This is a genomic window from Rhodanobacter humi, from assembly GCF_041107455.1.
In the GTDB taxonomy this organism is placed as follows: domain Bacteria; phylum Pseudomonadota; class Gammaproteobacteria; order Xanthomonadales; family Rhodanobacteraceae; genus Rhodanobacter_A.
Genome location: NZ_JBGBPY010000001.1, coordinates 349,429 through 365,598 on the forward strand (window position 1 = coordinate 349,429; position 16,170 = coordinate 365,598).

Consider the following 16,170-nt stretch of genomic DNA (forward strand, 5'->3'; position numbering starts at 1 on the left):
CAGGTACGCGGCGCTGAACCGATGCGCAACCCGCCACGGAAGGTCCGTCGCCAGCACGACCGCTCCTGCGTTATTGATGCACACACAGCCACCGGGAGGTCGCCATGCACAACCGCATCACCACGAACGGCTTTTCACTGCGCCAGCAATGGCTGGTGCGCGGCGCGGCAGCCCTGCTCGCTGCGGCCGCGCTTGCCGCCGTACCGGGCCGCGCGCATGCCGGCGTGTTCGTCTCGGTGAACATCGCACCGCCCGCGCTGCCGGTCTACGTGCAGCCGGCGATCCCCGGCCCGGGCTACATCTGGACACCGGGTTACTGGGCCTGGGACGGCTACGAGTACTACTGGGTGCCGGGCACCTGGGTGCTGGCGCCGTTTGTCGGCGCGCTGTGGACGCCGGGCTACTGGGGCTGGAGCGGCGGCGTCTACCTCTTCCATGCCGGCTACTGGGGTCGCCACGTGGGCTTCTACGGCGGCATCGACTACGGCTACGGCTATGGCGGCCGCGGCTATGACGGCGGCTACTGGCGCGGCAACGGCTTCTACTACAACCGCACGGTGAACCACGTCACCAACAACATCACCAACGTCTACAACAGGACGGTGATCAACAACACCACGATCGTCAACCGCACCAGCTACAACGGCGGCCCGCGCGGCATCGCGGCACGCGCCACCCCGGAGCAGCTGGCCTGGAGCCGCGAGCCGCACACCGCACCGGTGGCGGCACAGCTGCAGCAGCGCGCCATGGCCAGCCGCATGCCGTCGCTGCGCGCCTCGCAGAACCACGGCCAGCCGCCGATCGCGGCTACGCCGCGGGCGGGCGTGTTCAATGGGCACGGCGTGGCGCCGGCGGCGGTCCGCGAAACGCGGCTTGCGCCGCAAACTGCCGGCAACCCGCAACGCGGCAACGCGCTGCGTTCGGCCAGCTTCGCGCCGCATGGCAATGCGGCGATGCGATCCGATGCGGCGATGCGACCGATCGGCGAAAACCGCTACAACCCGGCGTCCCCGAACCGCGAGCAGGCGAGGCCGAATGCCTACGGGGCGCAGCCCAACCGTACATCGGCCCGTTACCAGCCGACGGACAACGGTGGGCGCGGCATGCCGTACCGGCCGCAGGGCGCGCCGTCGCAGGCTTATCGTCCGGAGCCGCATTACGCGCAGCCTGCCTATCGACCGGCCCAGCAGCACTACGCGCAGCCCGCGTATCGACAGGCCGAGGCCCGCCCCGCCCAGTACACGCATACGGCGGCCCCGCAAGGCCGGGCCGCGCCGGCCGCGCACCAGGACCGTCGCGACGACAAGCGCCACTGATTCGTCACGGCATGCGCAAAGCGAACAGGCCCACCGCATGGTGGGCCTGTTCGTTCGTGTAGGCCATGCGTTGCCTTGCCGGATCGGACCGAGCCACGCAAGATGCCCCGTCAACCTGCCCGCGCCGACGCGGCGCGCACCACCGCGCGTCGACCGGGCGCATGCCACGGGGAACCTGCATGTCCGCACGCCATCCGACTTCCGTCCTGCGCCGCGCCCGCCCGTGGCTGCTCCTGCTCGCGCTGGGCTTCACCGCCGCGGCGCCGGCGCAGACCACCGAGCACGCACGCCTGCAGCGCGAGGCGCAAGCCGTCACCATCACCCGCGACGACTGGGGCATCGCCCATGTGCACGGCAAGACCGACGCCGACGCGGTATTCGGCATGGCCTACGCCCAGGCCGAAGACGACTTCAACCGCGTGGAGACAAACTACCTCACCGCGCTGGGCTGGACGGCGCAGGCCGAGGGCGAAACCGCGATCTGGCAGGACCTGCGCCAGCAGTTGTGGGTCAATCCGGTCAAGCTGAAGAAGCTCTACGCGCAAAGCCCCGACTGGCTGCGCAAGCTGATGGACGCCTGGGCCGACGGCCTCAACTGGTACCTCGCCACGCACCCGGACGTGCACCCGAAGGTGATCGCGCATTTCGAACCGTGGATGGCGCTGTCCTTCACCGAGGGCAGCATCGGCGGCGACATCGAGCGCGTCTCGCTGAAGGATCTCGCCGCGTTCTACGGCGACGCGCATCCCGCGCTGGCCACAGTCAACCCGCCCAGCTGGGCCGAGCCCACCGGCTCCAACGGCATCGCGATCGCGCCGAAGCTCACCACCGACGGCCATGCACTGCTCTTGATCAACCCGCACACCTCGTTCTATTTCCGCTCCGAACTGCAGATGACGAGCGACGAGGGTCTGGATGCCTACGGCGCGGTGACCTGGGGCCAGTTCTTCGTCTACCAGGGCTTCAACCGGCACATCGGCTGGATGCATACCTCCACCGGCCTCGACGCGGTGGACGAATTCGCCGAGACCATCGAACACAAGGACGACAAGCTCTTCTACCGCTACGGCAAGGCGCTGCGCCCGGTGACCGAGCGCGAGATTGCGGTGCGCTACCGCGCAGCCGATGGCACGTCGAAGACGCGTCGCTTCACCGCGTACTTCACCCACCACGGCCCGATCGTGAAGCGCGAGAACGGCAAGTGGATCGCCGAGGCGCTGATGGACAAGCCCATCGCCGCGCTGGAGCAGAGCTGGCTGCGCACCAAGGCGCACGACTACGCCAGCTACATGCAGGTGGCCGAACTCAAGGCCAACTCCTCCAACAACACGTTGTTCGCCGACGACAAGGGCGAGATCGCGTTCCTGATGCCGCAGTTCGTGCCGAAACGCGACAACCGCTTCGACTACACGAAACCCGTGGACGGCAGCGACCCGGCCACCGATTGGCAGGGACTCACGCCATTGAACGAACTGCCGCAGGCGGTGAACCCGCCGAGCGGCTGGGCGATGAACACCAACGATTGGCCGTATTCCGCCGCCGGCAGGTACAGCCCGAAGCAGGCCGACTTCCCGCGCTACATGGACACCTTCGGCGAGAACCCGCGCGGCCTCCACGCCACGCGGATGCTCACCGATGCACGTGGCTTCTCGATGCCGAAACTGATCACCACCGCGTTCGACTCGTACCTGCCCGAGTTCGCGAAGCTCATCCCCCTCCTCGCGCAGGACTACGACGCCCTGCCCGCCCACGATCCGTTGAAGGCGAAGCTGGCCGGCCCGGTGGAACTGCTGCGGCACTGGGACTGCCGCTGGGGCATCGCCTCCATGCCTACTTCGCTGGCGGTGTTCTGGGGCGACACGCTGTGGGACGAAAGCGTGCCCAAGGCGAAGGCCGCGGGCGTCTCGCCCTACGATTACATCGTCCGCGCGAACGGTGCGCAGGAACGCCTGCGCGCGCTGGGCGAAGCGGTGGATCGCCTGCAACAGGATTTCGGCAGCTGGGGCGTGGCCTGGGGCGAGATCAACCGCTTCCAGCGCCTCGACGACGCGATCAAGCCGCACTTCGACGATGCGAAGCCCAGCATGCCGGTGCCGTTCGTCTCCTCGCGCTGGGGTTCGCTGGCCTCGTTCGGCGCGCACCGCTGGCCCGGCACCAAGCGCTACTACGGTTCCAGCGGCAACAGCTTCGTGGCGGTGGTGGAGTTCGGCCCGCGAGTGAGTGCACGCGCCGTCACCGCCGGCGGCGAAAGCGGCCATCCCGGTTCACCGCATTTCGCCGACGAGGCCGAACGCTACGCCAGCGGCAACCTGCGCACGGTGTATTTCTGGCCCGACCAGCTCAAGGGGCACACCGAGCGCACGTACCACCCCGGCCAATGAACGAGCGAGCCCGCTGATCCACCCGGTGCCGTCGCCAACCTTTGGCGAACGCGCGCCCTGATGTGGTGACTTGCGGCATTGCGAAGGCGGCCCGGGTCCGGGCCGCCTTCGACGATCATCTGCACGTGTCGTGGCAGGCCATCCATGGTCCGCGCAACGACCTCGATACTTTCGGAGGTGTCGCTACTGCTGCGGGTTCGCCCCGCTTGCGGCGGTCGAGGCCGACGGCGGCGCGGCGCCGGTCGCCGCGGGCTCGGGAGCGGTGGCCGGCGTCGCTGGCGGTGGCGTGGCCGGTGGTGTCGCCGCCGGTGCCTGTGCGCTCGCCGCGTGATCGGGAGCCTCGGACGAGGGTGTCATCTCGCCGCTCTTGCCGCACGCCGACAATGCCAGCGCAGCTGCAACCAGCAGCCCTGCCGTGACTAAACCTTTCATATGTGAGGTCTCCGTTGCGGGGGTTGGGTGCGAGCGCGGCGCTGTTGCAGCCTCATGCTCCACTTCCACGGCGAAACCGAGATGCCGCGCTCGCACAGGGACCCTACCGGGGCATTTGTCGATATTCCGGAGTCATTGCATGAAGGCGCGTTTAACATCGCCACGACGCGGAAAGCTGCGGATTCCGGCAACAGCCGGGCAGTATTCCGATGCGTCGGAAGCTCGCTGGCACGCTGGACCGCTCCCGCCACCAAACCGCACACGCATCAGTCATCGTGCATGCCTGCAGGCGTCCCGTCCGACCAGTTCGGGGCCGCGACCAGGAACACGAGTATTGACGGCAACCCCTTCGCTTGCGGTTGTTCCGAGGGAGCGATGAACCAGTAGGGACTGGACATGACCGGCGATCCCGCCGCGCCAGCGCCCCAATCCCTGCCATCCTTGACGCGCGTGTAGAACATGAGATGGGGCATGTCGTGGCCCCCTTCATCGGTCAGATAGGCCGACTTCGACATCATGTAATCCATGGCGCCGCTTTCGAGATCCGGCAGCTGTCCGTTCCCGAACGCCGCCTTGAGTGCCGACACGGTCTCCGCCCTGGAACGACCCGCCAACACCATCCTGGCGCGCAGATCAACGATGGGCACGACCGAACGTGCCGCCTGGGGATTCAGGCAATCGGCGGCCCGCACCTTCGGGTTCCAGAATTCGGGCCAGTCGAACGGCCCCAGCCAGCTCCTGCCCACGAAGCAGACAAAACCGTTCCTGCCTGCGACCGCTGTCTCGTAACCCTTGCGTCCCAGGACCAGGACCGTCGCATCGCGGGAAATGGATTCCGGCGCCGCACTGCGCGCCAAGGCGATCTCCGCGCCCCGATCCGCCATGAGGTACTGGTCGACCGGAGCCATCTTCGGATAGCGGGCCGCGGCATCCTGCGCGAACACCAGGTGTGCCGTGCCAAGTCCGACCAGCCATGCGAAGCACTGGATCGCGGTTGCGCCGATCCTGTTCCCACGCATGGTCGCTTCCACGGAATCGGCTTTTGAATGCAGCGTCGCGCGCATCGTCTGTTCCCCGGACAAGGCCGGCCCACCCGGCCTTTGCGGAAACGACGAATGGCGTCGTCGGAAATCGACAGGGCACCGGGGATTTTTCAGCGGCTGTCGCGCGGGACGCCACCCGGGGATGCCACCGTGGACTCAAACTGACGCGGCGATCCGCCCCACTTCGGCCAGCACGGCGCTGCGCCCAGCCGCGTCCGCCGTCGAGCCTGCCAGGTAGGTCGTCACCAGCAATGGCTTGCGTTGCGGCGGCCAGAAGATCGCGACATCGTTGGTTTCATCGTGGGCGCCGCTGCCGGTCTTGTCGCCCGCCTGCCAGCTGGAGGGCATGCCGGCACGCAGCTTGTCGAGGCCGGTGCTGGCGGCGCGCATCCACGCCGCCAGCCGCTCGCGCGAAGCCGCGGACAGCATGTCGCCGAGCAGCAGGGCGCGCAGGTTGCCGACCATGGCATCCGGCGTGGTGGTGTCGCGCAGGTCGCCCGGCGCGCCGTCATTGAGCTCGGGTTCGTAGCGGTCCAGCCGGGTGAGAGGATCGCCCAGCTTGCGCGCGAACGCCGTCACCGCAGGCGGCCCGCCCAGGTTGCGCAGCAGCAGGTTGTCCGCCGTGTTGTCGCTCACCGTGATCGCCGCCTCGCACAGTTCGGCCACGCTCATGCCCGGCGCACCCACGTGCTTGCTGGTCACCGGCGCCCAGGACAACACCACGTCGCGCCCGAACACCACGCGCCGGTCCAGCCGTTCGACGCCGCGATCCACCCGCGCCAGCACCGCACCCACCGTCAGCAGCTTGTGCGTGCTGCACATCAGGAAGCGTTCGTCCGCGCGATGGCCGTGGCGACGACCATTGCCGGTGTCGAGGATGGCCACGCCCAGGCGCCCGCCATGGCGCCGCTCCAGCGCGGCCAGCCGGGCTTCGACATCCGATGTGCGCCCAGCGCGCGCGAACGCGGGGCCGAGGGCGAGCGCCGAGGCGCCCAGCAAGGTGGTTTTCAGCAGGGTACGTCGATCCATGGGAGTTCCTTGACGGGTGCACGGGAAACGCATCGAGCCGCCACTCTGCATGCATGCCCGGACTTTTCCGGGCGGTGCATGTGGCAAGGTCGAGGCAGCTCGCCGGCTCAGCAGCGCGTGCGGAAGATCGCCACGCGGCCGTGCATCGGCGCATCCTCGCCGGCCAGCCATGGCTCGGCAGCCAGCACGCCCGTGCACGGTCCGAAACCGCACACGCGGAAAGCGCGGCACAACGCCTCGTGCCGCAACGCATCCAGCACGCGGCGCAGGACCGAGCCGGTGAACGGCGTGTAGAGGTAGAACACGCTGCCGACGGCGAAATCCGTTGCACGCGCATCGCCGTGCACGAACTGCGCGTTCGCCAGTTGCAGCGCTTGCGCGCAGGCGCGCGCAACCGCCACGTAGGCCGGCTCGATCTCGATGCCGATGCCGCGCGCCGGCGTGCGGATCGCGGTGAGCAGCGGCACATGGCCGAGACCCGAACCCAGGTCGACCAGCACGTCGTCCGCATCCAGCGCAAGACGATCGAGCAGGTCGAACACATGCCGCGCCGGCGTGGGCTGGTAGAACACCATCTCCGGCGCCAGCGCGGCCGCTTCCCCCGGTTCACCGAACGGCAACACGCCGGCGACCAGTTCGTCGCGCCAATCGTAGGCGTCGCCGGCGCGGCATGCCTCGTCATCGTCGGCAAGCCCGAGCGCATCGCGGCCCCCGCCCCGCCGGATCGCCGCGCGGATGGCTTCGAACTGCAGCGCGTTGGCCGCCTCCAGCCGCTGCCGGATCGCCCGGGCACGCCGAGCGAGCGCCCCCTCGTCCTCGGCAGGCGCGAGCGCATCCAGACGATCGAGCGCCTCGATGCGCTCACGCAGGCGATCCGGGGCATCCAGCGAACGCTCGTGTTCCAGCGCTTCGACCAAGGCAAGCAAGGCGTCGCCCATCACGCGCACGGTCTCCGGCTCGCATCGCCGAGACGGAAGAGTCGGCCACCCGTCCGCCTCATGTCGCCGCCATTACCGCCAGCTTGGCGACGGTGTTGAGGTTGCGCGCCGTGCCGGCCTTGGCCGCGGGAATGCGCAGGCGCGAATCGGCCATGCCTTCGCCGTAGTGCACGTAGATCTCGCGCCGGCCCAGCGCCATCGCTTCGTGCCTGCGACCACTGGCGTGTTCCAGCGCGTCGGCCGGCGGCGGGCTGTCCAGGAAGATCGCCACCACGCGCTTGCCCGGCGCGTCGGGAAACGGATTGGCCGCCAGCACCTCGGCCATCTCGGCCGCCGTGCGCACCAGCACGCCCACCGGCTTGCCGGCATACGCCGCCAGCCGCGCCTCCAGTGCCGCCGCCACCTTGTGTTCCGGCAACGCGCTGCGGAACACCACGTTGCCGCTGGCGATGTAGGTGCACACGTCCGCGAAGCCCGCCTGCTCGCACATCGCGCGCAACTCGGCCATCGGCAGCTTGCCGGTGCCGCCCACGTTCACCGCGCGCAACAGGGCGATATGGGTTTGCATGTGGAATCTCCGTGGTCGGGGACTGGAGTCGTCGCGTGGCGCGCGCCATCGTTCATGCCTTGAGCAGGCCCAGTTTCACCAGGCTCTCGGCCGTGGCGACCACGGCGTCCCGGTTCGGGCGCGGCGACCAGCCGAGCACGCGTTGCGCCTTGGCGCTGGTCGCGTTCTTGCGCTTGCCGAGTTCCGGAAGGATCTGCTTCACCGACGGATCGCGCAACGCCGCAAGCCGCACCAGCCAGTTCGGCAGCCGCAGCGTGGGCACCTTGCGCGCCGCGCTGCCCATGCGCTCTTTCAGCGTGACGGCGATGTCGCGGATCGACATGAAGTCGCCGGCCACGGCGAGGAAGCGCTCGCCCTTGGCGGCCGGATCGCTCATCGCGCGCAGGTGCAGGTCGGCCACGTCGCGCACGTCCACCACGCCGAAATGCAGCTGCGGACAGCCGGGCATGGCGCCGTCCATCAGGCGCTGAACCAGCAGGATCGAGGTGGAATAGTCCGGCCCTAGCACCGGGCCGAACACGCCGACCGGATTGACCACGGACAATTCCAGCGCGCCGCCCTCGCGCGCGATGAAATCCCAGGCCGCGCGTTCCGCGAGGGTCTTGGACTTCGCGTAGGGCTGCACGTCGTCGCCGTCGGCATTCGTCCAGCTGGTCTCGTCGAACGGCGCCGCCTGTTGCGAGTGACCGTAGCCGACCGCGGCGAACGAGGAGGTCAGCACCACGCGCTTCACGCCGGCATCGCGCGCGGCGCGCAACACGCGCAGCGCACCTTCGCGCGCGGGCACGATCAGCTCGTCCTCGTGCTTCGGCAAGGTCGGCGGAAACGGCGAGGCCACGTGCAGCACGTAGTCGCAACCGGCCACCGCCTCCGGCCAGCCGGCATCCCGTTCCAGATCGGCCTCGACGAACGACAGCCGCGCGCCCGATCCGGCGTCGCCCTGCTCCAGCATGGCGCGCACCGCGGCCTCGCGCTGCAGGCTGCGCACCGTGGTGCGCACCTCGTGGCCCGCCGCCAGCAGTTGCAGGATGCAATGACTGCCGATGAAACCCGAACCGCCCGTCACCAATACCTTGCTCATCGCCGCTCTCCCGCCAGTCCGTTCAATGTGCCGGAACCGTGCTCAGCCCTTGGACGGAATCTTCAGTCCACGCTGCACGGCAGGCCGCGCCAGGCCGCGCTGCAGCCAGGCATCGACGTGCTTGAAGCGCTCGTATTCCACCAGCTCGCGCGCCTCGTACCAGGTGATCAGGTTGTTCACCCAGCCCAGCGTGGCGATGTCGGCAATGGTGTACTCGTCGCCCATGATCCAGTCGCGCCCGGCGAGACGCCCGTCCAGCACGCCGAGCAGGCGCTTCGACTCGTTGACGTAGCGCGCCAGCGGCCGCTTGTCCTCGTATTCGCGGCCGGCGTATTTGTGGAAGAAGCCCACCTGGCCGAACATCGGCCCGATCGACGCCATCTGGAAGTACAACCACTGGATCGTCTCCCAGCGCCGTGCCGGGTCGGCAGGCAGGAACTGGCCGGTCTTCTCCGCGAGGTACTCCAGGATCGCGCCCGATTCGAACAGGCCGAGCGGCTTGCCGTCGGGGCCGTGGGGATCGATCAGCGCGGGGATCTTGCCGTTCGGGTTCAGCGCGAGGAACTCCGGCAGGTGGCTCTCGTCTTGGCCGATGTCGACCAGATGCGCCTCGTAAGGCAACCCGGTTTCCTCCAGCATGATCGACACCTTCACGCCGTTCGGCGTGTTGAGCGAATACAGCTGGATGCGATCGGGGTGCTGCGCGGGCCAGCGGCGATTGACGGCGAACGCGGACAGATCGGACATGGTGGACTCACGATGGGGACAGTCCCGCCATGATGGGCACCGCATCACCGCGCTTCAATGGCACCGGCGCATGCCGGCCTTTGCAAACGTGACGCGCGCCCCCATGACATCCGCTGCGACCGCGCTTCGCCGCAAGGCGTAAGCTTTGGCCACTTTCCCGCTCCCCGCATCGGAGAACCCGCATGTCCCAGACCCGCGCCTATGGCACCGCCTCCGCCAGCCAGCCGCTGGCCCCGCTCAGCATCGAACGCCGCCAGCCGGGACCGCACGACATCAGGATCGACATCCTGTATTGCGGCGTCTGCCACTCCGACCTGCACACCGCACGCAACGAATGGCACAACACGCTCTACCCCTCCGTGCCCGGCCACGAGATCGTGGGCACCGTGGTCGCGGTGGGCGACCACGTGACGAAGTTCAAGCCGGGCGACACCGTGGGCGTGGGCTGCATGGTGGACAGCTGCCAGCATTGCGCCTCCTGCGCCGACGGCGAGGAGCAGTACTGCGAGAACGGTTTCACCGGCACCTACAACGGCCCCTTGTTCGGCGGCGAGAACACCTGGGGCGGCTACTCCGAGAACATCGTGGTGAACGAGAAGTTCGTGCTGCGCGTCGGCCACGAGGCCAGGCAGCTCGCCGCCGTGGCGCCACTGCTGTGCGCCGGCATCACCACGTATTCGCCGCTGCGCCACTGGGGCGCCGGTCCCGGCAAGAAGGTAGGCATCGTGGGCCTGGGCGGCCTCGGCCACATGGGCGTGAAGCTGGCCCACGCGATGGGCGCGCACGTGGTGCTGTTCACCACCTCGCCCGGCAAGCAGGCCGACGCGAAGCGCCTCGGCGCCGACGAGGTGGTGATCTCGAAGGATCCGGCGCAGATGGCGCAGCACACCGGCAGCTTCGACTTCATCCTCAACACCGTGGCCGCGCCGCACGACCTCGACGCATTCATCACCCTGCTCAAGCGCGACGGCACCATGTGCCTGGTTGGCGCCCCCGCCACGCCGCACCCCTCGCCCAACGTGTTCAACCTGATCCTTGGGCGCCGCCGGCTCGCCGGCTCCGCGATCGGCGGCATCCGCGAGACGCAGGAGATGCTGGATTTCTGCGCCGAACACGGCATCGTCTCCGACATCGAGATGATCGCGATGAAGGACATCAACGAAGCCTACGAACGCATGCTCAAGGGCGACGTGAAATACCGTTTCGTGATCGACATGGCCACGCTGGGCTGACCACCACCGCACTGTGTAGGAGCGCACCCTGTGCGCGAATGCTCTGGCGCTGATCGGAACAAAGCATTCGCGCACAGGGTGCGCTCCTACAGACAGGTTTGTTCACCATGACCCCGCTGCAGCACTTCATCGAGTCCCACCCGCGCCTGTTCGTGCTCACCGGCGCGGGCTGCAGCACCGCGTCGGGCATTCCCGACTACCGCGACCGCGATGGCCTGTGGAAACGCGCACCGCCGGTCACCTTCACCGCCTTCATGCAGGAGTTGCCCACCCGCCGCCGCTACTGGGCGCGCAGCCTGGTGGGCTGGCGCCGCTTCGGCCACGCCCAGCCGAACGCCACGCATCACGCGCTGGCCGCGCTGGAACGGCAAGGCAAGGTCGAACTGCTGGTGACACAGAACGTGGACGGCCTGCACCAGCGCGCCGGCAACGCGAACGTGGTCGACCTGCACGGCCGGCTCGACACCGTGCGCTGCATGGCCTGCGACTGGCGTGGGTCGCGCCACGATTTCCAGCGCGCGCTGGTCGAGCGCAATCCGCACTGGGCCGACCTCGACGCCGCCGATGCGCCGGATGGCGACGCCGACCTGGAGCACCAGGACTTCGCCAGCTTCGACGTGCCGCCGTGTCCGCGCTGCGGCGGCATCGTGAAACCGGACGTGGTGTTCTTCGGCGAAAACGTGCCGCGTGATCGCGTGGCCGCCGCCATGGACGCCTGCCGCAGCGCCGACGCGATGCTGGTGGTCGGCTCCTCGCTGATGGTGTATTCCGGCTACCGCTTCGCCCACGCCGCAGCGCAGGCCGGCAAGCCCGTCGCCGCCGTCACGCTGGGCCGCACCCGCGCCGACGCGCTGCTCGCGCTGAAGGTGGATGCGCCGTGCGAGGAAGCGCTGGACTTCATGCTCGCATCTGCCTCGCCAGACATGGCGCTCCACGCCGTCACGGCGCCCGCTGCCTGAACACGCCAATCCCGCGCCACCCAGCGGCGCGCCCATGGTCGGCACCCGATCATCAGCAGGAAACGGTGCCGTCCGGCACTGACGCCGCGCGAGCAGCCGTGATCGTTTCCGACCCGCCCACGAGAACGGACGCGGCATGATCGAAGACGGTCAGCTGCGTTTCTTCGCAGTGAGATAGACCAAACCCTTGTCGCGCCTGCAGACCGCGATCACGGTGACCAGCACGACTTTGTCGTCCACCTGATAGACGAGCCGATAACCGGCCGTGCGCAACTTGATCTTGTAGCAGTCCGGCATGCCGTGCAGGCGTGCGGATGGCACGTGCGGCTGTTCCAGCCGCTCAGCCAGCTTGTGCTTCAGTTGCTCGCGGATGCCAGGCGCCAACTTGCGCCATTCCTTGAGCGCCGATTCCACGAACGCCAGGCTATAGCTCATCGAGCTTGACCTTCACCCGTTTCTCGCCGTTGCGCTCGCGCACCAGCTCGGCAAGCTCGAGATCCTCCAGCCGTTCCAGCAGGCGCTTGTACGTCTCGGCAGGCACCAGGTAGGCGCTTGGCTTGTTGTGCACCAGCACCGCGACCGACTCGCCGTCGGCCGCCTCGATCACGGCGCTGGGATTGCGCTTGAGCTCAGTGATGCTGATGCTTGCATCGGCAAGGATGGCTTCCATATTCGTCTCCTGATTATGGGACGAATATGGCGTGAAATATCACTCACATCAACCGTGACATGATCGTTCACGGAGCGCTGAAGACGAAAGGACGGCATGACCGACAGCCGCACCTGCGCCGATGCGTTGCTCGTGCTGAAGGTGGATGCGCCGTGCGAGGAAGCGCTGGATTTCCTGCTCGCGGACGCAGCTGCCGCATCCTTCGCCTGAAGGAAAGGCCCGGCGGTTTCCCGTCGGGCCTTTCCGTTCCATCCACGGCGCATCAGGGCATCGACATGCCCGTTGGCTCATTTCGCGTCGGCAATCTCGCCGCACTTGATCTTGCTGCAGTCGAAATCCACCTCGACGCCGCGGCCCACGATCACTTCCACGTTCGGGTGCTTGGCGACGGCCTGATCCTTGTCCTTCAAGGTAACCGTGTAGACGCCATTGGGCAGTTCCCGGGCGGAATAGCGGCCGCTGTCGTCCACGTGGACCGTGCGCCCGGTGCCGGTGGTCGCGCTGCGGACCGAAACGGCGTAGCCCGCCGGCGCCTTGCCGAACACCGAGCCCGTGGTGGACTGCGCGCTGGCGGTGGAAACCCCGGCCAGCGCGAACACGCCGGCGATGCCGGCCAGCATCAGGCCACGGCCAAGGCGACGCGAAACAGGCTGCTTCGAGAAAATGCTGTTCATGGTTATGGCTTCCATTTGATATCAGTGGGGGAAAGCACGGACACGCCAGGGGTTTGACCATGTGCCCGTGAAACGTGGCGGACCGTGCCGCCCAAAACCGGCATGTCGCCGGAAACTCTCGATGCACATCGATCCGCCGCCACCCGATGAAAACCTCGTCGGATGACGGCGCGCAGACTACTGCCCGGAAACACCAACTCCCATGGGCAGGAGGTCATGCATGCCGAATGACACATCCGCAACAACATCGAAAGAACAGGCATGCGCGCAAGACGAAGCGGCATGCGCGGAAGCGACCGGCGAAGCTCGCCGACGCCTCGATCCGCTCACGCCAGCAACATGCCGCCGACGGTCATCACACAGATCAGCAGGCAAGCGGTGAACAGGCTCTGCAGCATCAGGGTCTCGAATTTCATGACGGCTCTCCGTTGAGTGCAAATGAAGCTTTCGAGATGGATATGGCAAGCACCGTGCCAACGCAGGCGAGGCCCGGAAACCCGCATTCCCAAGCCATTCCCGTGTCGGCCATCAACGAACGGACATCCGTCCGCGGACACTCGCAGCGGACATCGGACGCGGTACGGACACGCGTGCTGACATGATGACCACGCACGATCGGAAAAATCGGTACGCCACCCGTGTCGATGTGCGGCTCGCCCGTTCGTCGTCACAGTGAAGACCGCCCTGCCACCCATCTGGAGATCCACCATGTCCGGCACCGTTCGCCTGCTGCGCGTGTTCACCGCTCCACCCGAACGCGTCTATCGCGCCTTCCTCGACCCCGCCGCGCTGGCCAAGTGGCTGCCGCCGGACGGCTTCACCTGCACCGTGCACGAACTCGACGCGCGCGTCGGCGGCCGCTACCGCATGAGCTTCAACAACCTCAGCAGCGGCAACGGCCACAGCTTCGGCGGCACATACCTGGAACTGCAGCCGAACCGGCGCATCGTCCACGACGACCGCTTCGACGACCCCAACCTGCCCGGCACCATGGTCACCACCATCGCCTTGCGCGAGGTGAGCTGCGGCACCGAAGTGCAGATCGAGCAGGCCGGCATCCCCGACGTGATCCCCACCGAGCAGTGTTACCTCGGCTGGCAGGAATCGTTGACTCTGCTGGAACGGCTGGTGGAACCGACGATCCCGGGCTGAGCCGCCTTCGCCACAGGCCATGAAACAGCGCGTTCAACGCGCCACACCAGGAGAATCCCCATGACGAGCAAGAACACGATCTGCCTCTGGTACGACGGCACCGCCCTCGACGCCGCGACGTTCTACGCCAGGACGTTCCCGGACAGCGCCGTGGGCGCCGTCCATCGCGCACCCGGCGACTACCCCGCGGGCAAGCAGGGCGACGTGCTGACGGTCGAGTTCACGGTCATGGGCATCCCGTGCCTGGGCCTGAACGGCGGCCCCGGCGTCCCGCATACCGACGCGTTCTCGTTCCAGGTGGCCACCGACGACCAGGCCGAAACCGACCGCCTGTGGAACGCGATCATCGACAACGGCGGCCAGGCCAGCGCCTGCAGCTGGTGCAAGGACAAGTGGGGCCTGTCGTGGCAGATCACCCCGCGCATGCTGATGGCCGCGATCACCGACCCGGACCCCGCCGCGGCCAAGCGCGCGTTCGACGCCATGATGACGATGACGAAGATCGATATTGCAGCGATCGAGGCGGCGCGGCGCGGCTGACGATGGCAACGATCTGTCGCCGAACATGGGGCAAGACCTGCGACTCAAAATGCATCTTGTCATGCAACGTCAATTTCGACAGTAATGTCGATTTCGACAGGCGCCATTCGTGGTAACCGTGGCACGCCTCGATGTGGCCGCCGCCCCGGCCGGCAAGGTCCGCCGGTTTCACTCCAGCCTTCACCCCCAAGGAGCAATACGCAATGCGGTACATGATGTTCATCAAGCACCCCACGGACTATGACCACAGCGACGTCCCGCCCGCCCTGTTCGAAGCGATGGGTGGATTCATCGCGGAATACGTGCAAAAGGGCATGTTCATCGACGGTGCGGGGCTGAAACCACTCGCGAAGGGAACGCGCGTCCGCCTCACCGGCGGCAAGGTGATCGCGTCCGATGGTCCATTCGCCGAGGCGAAGGAGGTCGTAGGCGGATATTCCCTGATCGAGGCCCCCACGCACGCGGACGCCGTCGAGCTGGCCACGAAGTTCATGGAGCTGCACCGCACCTACTGGCCCGGGTTCGAGGGCGAGTCCGAGGTACGTCCCCTCGAGGAATGAGGGAGCAAGGTGTCAGGGACCATTCGCACGCACAGACAGCCTTCCAAGGATTGTCCCTGACACCTTTTCTAGACACCTTTTCTCCAAGCTGAAGGCACCAGGAGTCCCCCCCCATGATCCCCACCATCACCGCCTTTGAAAGCTCGCCCGACCGCGGCCAGGGCCTCGCGCGCGACATGCGCGTGCGCTGGGCGCTCGAAGAAGCGGGCCAGCCTTGCGACGTTCGCCTGGTTTCGTTCAAGGCGATGAAGGAACCCGCGCATCGCGCGCTGCACCCGTTCGGGCAGATTCCCACCTACGAGGAAGGCGAACTCGTCCTGTTCGAATCGGGCGCCATCGTGTTCCACATCGCGCAGCACCATGCGGGCTTGCTGCCGCAGGACGCGAACGCCCGGGCGCGCGCAATCATGTGGATGTTCGCCGCGCTCAACACGGTGGAGCCGCCCATCCTCGAACTGCAAACCGCGAAGTTCACGGAAGGCGACAAGCCCTGGACCGGGGAGCGCCTGCCGCTCATCAAGGATCGCATCCGTCACCGGCTGGGCGAGCTTGCCGTCCGCCTCGGCGAGGCCGACTGGCTCGACGGCGCGTTCAGCGCGGGCGACCTGATGATGGTGCACACGCTGCAGCGGCTGAGGCCCTCGGGCCTGCTGGACGAGTATCCGAGCCTTGCCGCCTATGTCGCGCGCGGTGAAGCACGGCCGGCGTACAAGCGAGCGTTCGCGGCGCAGTTGGCAGTGTTCACTGGCAAGCCGCCGGCCGGCTGACGGGAGCGCACTCCAAGGAATCGCGTCGGAAACCATTCGAACACCCGGCCAGCCTTCCGCGCACCTGATTAGTGACGACGC

Annotated in this window: 18 protein-coding genes; 8 read left to right on the top strand and 10 right to left on the bottom strand. The window is 67.5% G+C overall.

What is annotated here, in order from left to right:
* Positions 1–104: 104 nt before the first annotated feature.
* Together AB7878_RS01625 and AB7878_RS01630 are read left to right on the top strand one after the other, a co-directional pair.
* Positions 105–1,316, top strand: a complete 1,212-nt coding sequence (locus AB7878_RS01625) for a YXWGXW repeat-containing protein (RefSeq protein WP_369492680.1) — start codon at positions 105–107, stop codon at positions 1,314–1,316.
* Between the two features lie 179 nt (positions 1,317–1,495).
* The gene (locus tag AB7878_RS01630; RefSeq protein ID WP_369492681.1) at positions 1,496–3,697 is read left to right on the top strand and encodes a penicillin acylase family protein; all 2,202 of its coding nucleotides are present in this window, start codon (positions 1,496–1,498) and stop codon (positions 3,695–3,697) included.
* Between the two features lie 183 nt (positions 3,698–3,880).
* Here AB7878_RS01630 and AB7878_RS01635 read toward each other — a convergent pair whose 3' ends face one another.
* The 7 genes from AB7878_RS01635 to AB7878_RS01665 all read right to left on the bottom strand — a co-directional run bounded on the left by AB7878_RS01635 (position 3,881) and on the right by AB7878_RS01665 (position 9,535).
* Entirely contained in the window at positions 3,881–4,129 is a 249-nt protein-coding gene (locus AB7878_RS01635) for a hypothetical protein (protein WP_369492682.1), read from the bottom strand.
* Between the two features lie 266 nt (positions 4,130–4,395).
* On the bottom strand, positions 4,396–5,193 hold the full coding sequence (locus tag AB7878_RS01640; protein WP_369492683.1) for a hypothetical protein: 798 nt from the start codon (positions 5,191–5,193) through the stop codon (positions 4,396–4,398).
* Between the two features lie 135 nt (positions 5,194–5,328).
* On the bottom strand, positions 5,329–6,201 hold the full coding sequence (bla, locus tag AB7878_RS01645) for a class A beta-lactamase (protein ID WP_369492684.1): 873 nt from the start codon (positions 6,199–6,201) through the stop codon (positions 5,329–5,331).
* Positions 6,202–6,308: 107 nt separating this feature from the next.
* Positions 6,309–7,139, bottom strand: coding sequence for a class I SAM-dependent methyltransferase (locus AB7878_RS01650; protein WP_369495699.1), 831 nt, complete (start codon positions 7,137–7,139; stop codon positions 6,309–6,311).
* A gap of 58 nt (positions 7,140–7,197) precedes the next feature.
* Complete coding sequence (locus AB7878_RS01655; RefSeq protein ID WP_369492685.1) at positions 7,198–7,707, bottom strand: DUF1697 domain-containing protein; 510 nt, start codon at positions 7,705–7,707, stop codon at positions 7,198–7,200.
* Positions 7,708–7,759: 52 nt separating this feature from the next.
* Positions 7,760–8,788, bottom strand: coding sequence for an SDR family oxidoreductase (locus AB7878_RS01660; RefSeq protein ID WP_369492686.1), 1,029 nt, complete (start codon positions 8,786–8,788; stop codon positions 7,760–7,762).
* A 42-nt stretch (positions 8,789–8,830) separates the two neighbouring features.
* Positions 8,831–9,535, bottom strand: coding sequence for a glutathione S-transferase N-terminal domain-containing protein (locus AB7878_RS01665; RefSeq protein WP_369492687.1), 705 nt, complete (start codon positions 9,533–9,535; stop codon positions 8,831–8,833).
* A gap of 182 nt (positions 9,536–9,717) precedes the next feature.
* On the opposite strand from AB7878_RS01665, the gene AB7878_RS01670 reads away from it, so the two are divergent.
* Together AB7878_RS01670 and AB7878_RS01675 are read left to right on the top strand one after the other, a co-directional pair.
* Positions 9,718–10,767, top strand: a complete 1,050-nt coding sequence (locus AB7878_RS01670) for an NAD(P)-dependent alcohol dehydrogenase (protein ID WP_369492688.1) — start codon at positions 9,718–9,720, stop codon at positions 10,765–10,767.
* 107 nt (positions 10,768–10,874) lie between these two features.
* Positions 10,875–11,726 (top strand): NAD-dependent protein deacetylase, encoded by an 852-nt coding sequence (locus AB7878_RS01675; protein ID WP_369492689.1) that lies wholly within the window; start codon positions 10,875–10,877, stop codon positions 11,724–11,726.
* Positions 11,727–11,876: 150 nt separating this feature from the next.
* On the opposite strand, the gene AB7878_RS01680 is transcribed toward AB7878_RS01675, so the two are convergent.
* The 3 genes from AB7878_RS01680 to AB7878_RS01690 form a co-directional block, all read right to left on the bottom strand.
* On the bottom strand, positions 11,877–12,161 hold the full coding sequence (locus tag AB7878_RS01680) for a type II toxin-antitoxin system RelE family toxin (RefSeq protein WP_369492690.1): 285 nt from the start codon (positions 12,159–12,161) through the stop codon (positions 11,877–11,879).
* On the bottom strand, positions 12,151–12,396 hold the full coding sequence (locus tag AB7878_RS01685) for a type II toxin-antitoxin system prevent-host-death family antitoxin (protein WP_369492691.1): 246 nt from the start codon (positions 12,394–12,396) through the stop codon (positions 12,151–12,153). Before AB7878_RS01685 ends, AB7878_RS01680 begins: the two co-directional genes overlap by 11 nt.
* A 287-nt stretch (positions 12,397–12,683) precedes the next feature.
* Complete coding sequence (locus AB7878_RS01690; RefSeq protein WP_369492692.1) at positions 12,684–13,070, bottom strand: carboxypeptidase-like regulatory domain-containing protein; 387 nt, start codon at positions 13,068–13,070, stop codon at positions 12,684–12,686.
* A gap of 708 nt (positions 13,071–13,778) precedes the next feature.
* On the opposite strand from AB7878_RS01690, the gene AB7878_RS01695 reads away from it, so the two are divergent.
* The 4 genes from AB7878_RS01695 (at position 13,779) to AB7878_RS01710 (ending at position 16,089) form a co-directional block, all read left to right on the top strand.
* Positions 13,779–14,222, top strand: coding sequence for an SRPBCC family protein (locus AB7878_RS01695; RefSeq protein WP_369492693.1), 444 nt, complete (start codon positions 13,779–13,781; stop codon positions 14,220–14,222).
* A 60-nt stretch (positions 14,223–14,282) separates the two neighbouring features.
* Positions 14,283–14,762 carry a VOC family protein gene (locus tag AB7878_RS01700; protein ID WP_369492694.1) on the top strand — a complete coding sequence of 160 codons (480 nt, stop codon included), beginning with the start codon at positions 14,283–14,285 and terminating at the stop codon, positions 14,760–14,762.
* Between the two features lie 212 nt (positions 14,763–14,974).
* The gene (locus tag AB7878_RS01705; protein ID WP_369492695.1) at positions 14,975–15,322 is read left to right on the top strand and encodes a YciI family protein; all 348 of its coding nucleotides are present in this window, start codon (positions 14,975–14,977) and stop codon (positions 15,320–15,322) included.
* A 113-nt stretch (positions 15,323–15,435) separates the two neighbouring features.
* Entirely contained in the window at positions 15,436–16,089 is a 654-nt protein-coding gene (locus tag AB7878_RS01710) for a glutathione S-transferase family protein (RefSeq protein ID WP_369492696.1), read from the top strand.
* The last annotated feature ends 81 nt before the right edge of the window (positions 16,090–16,170 follow it).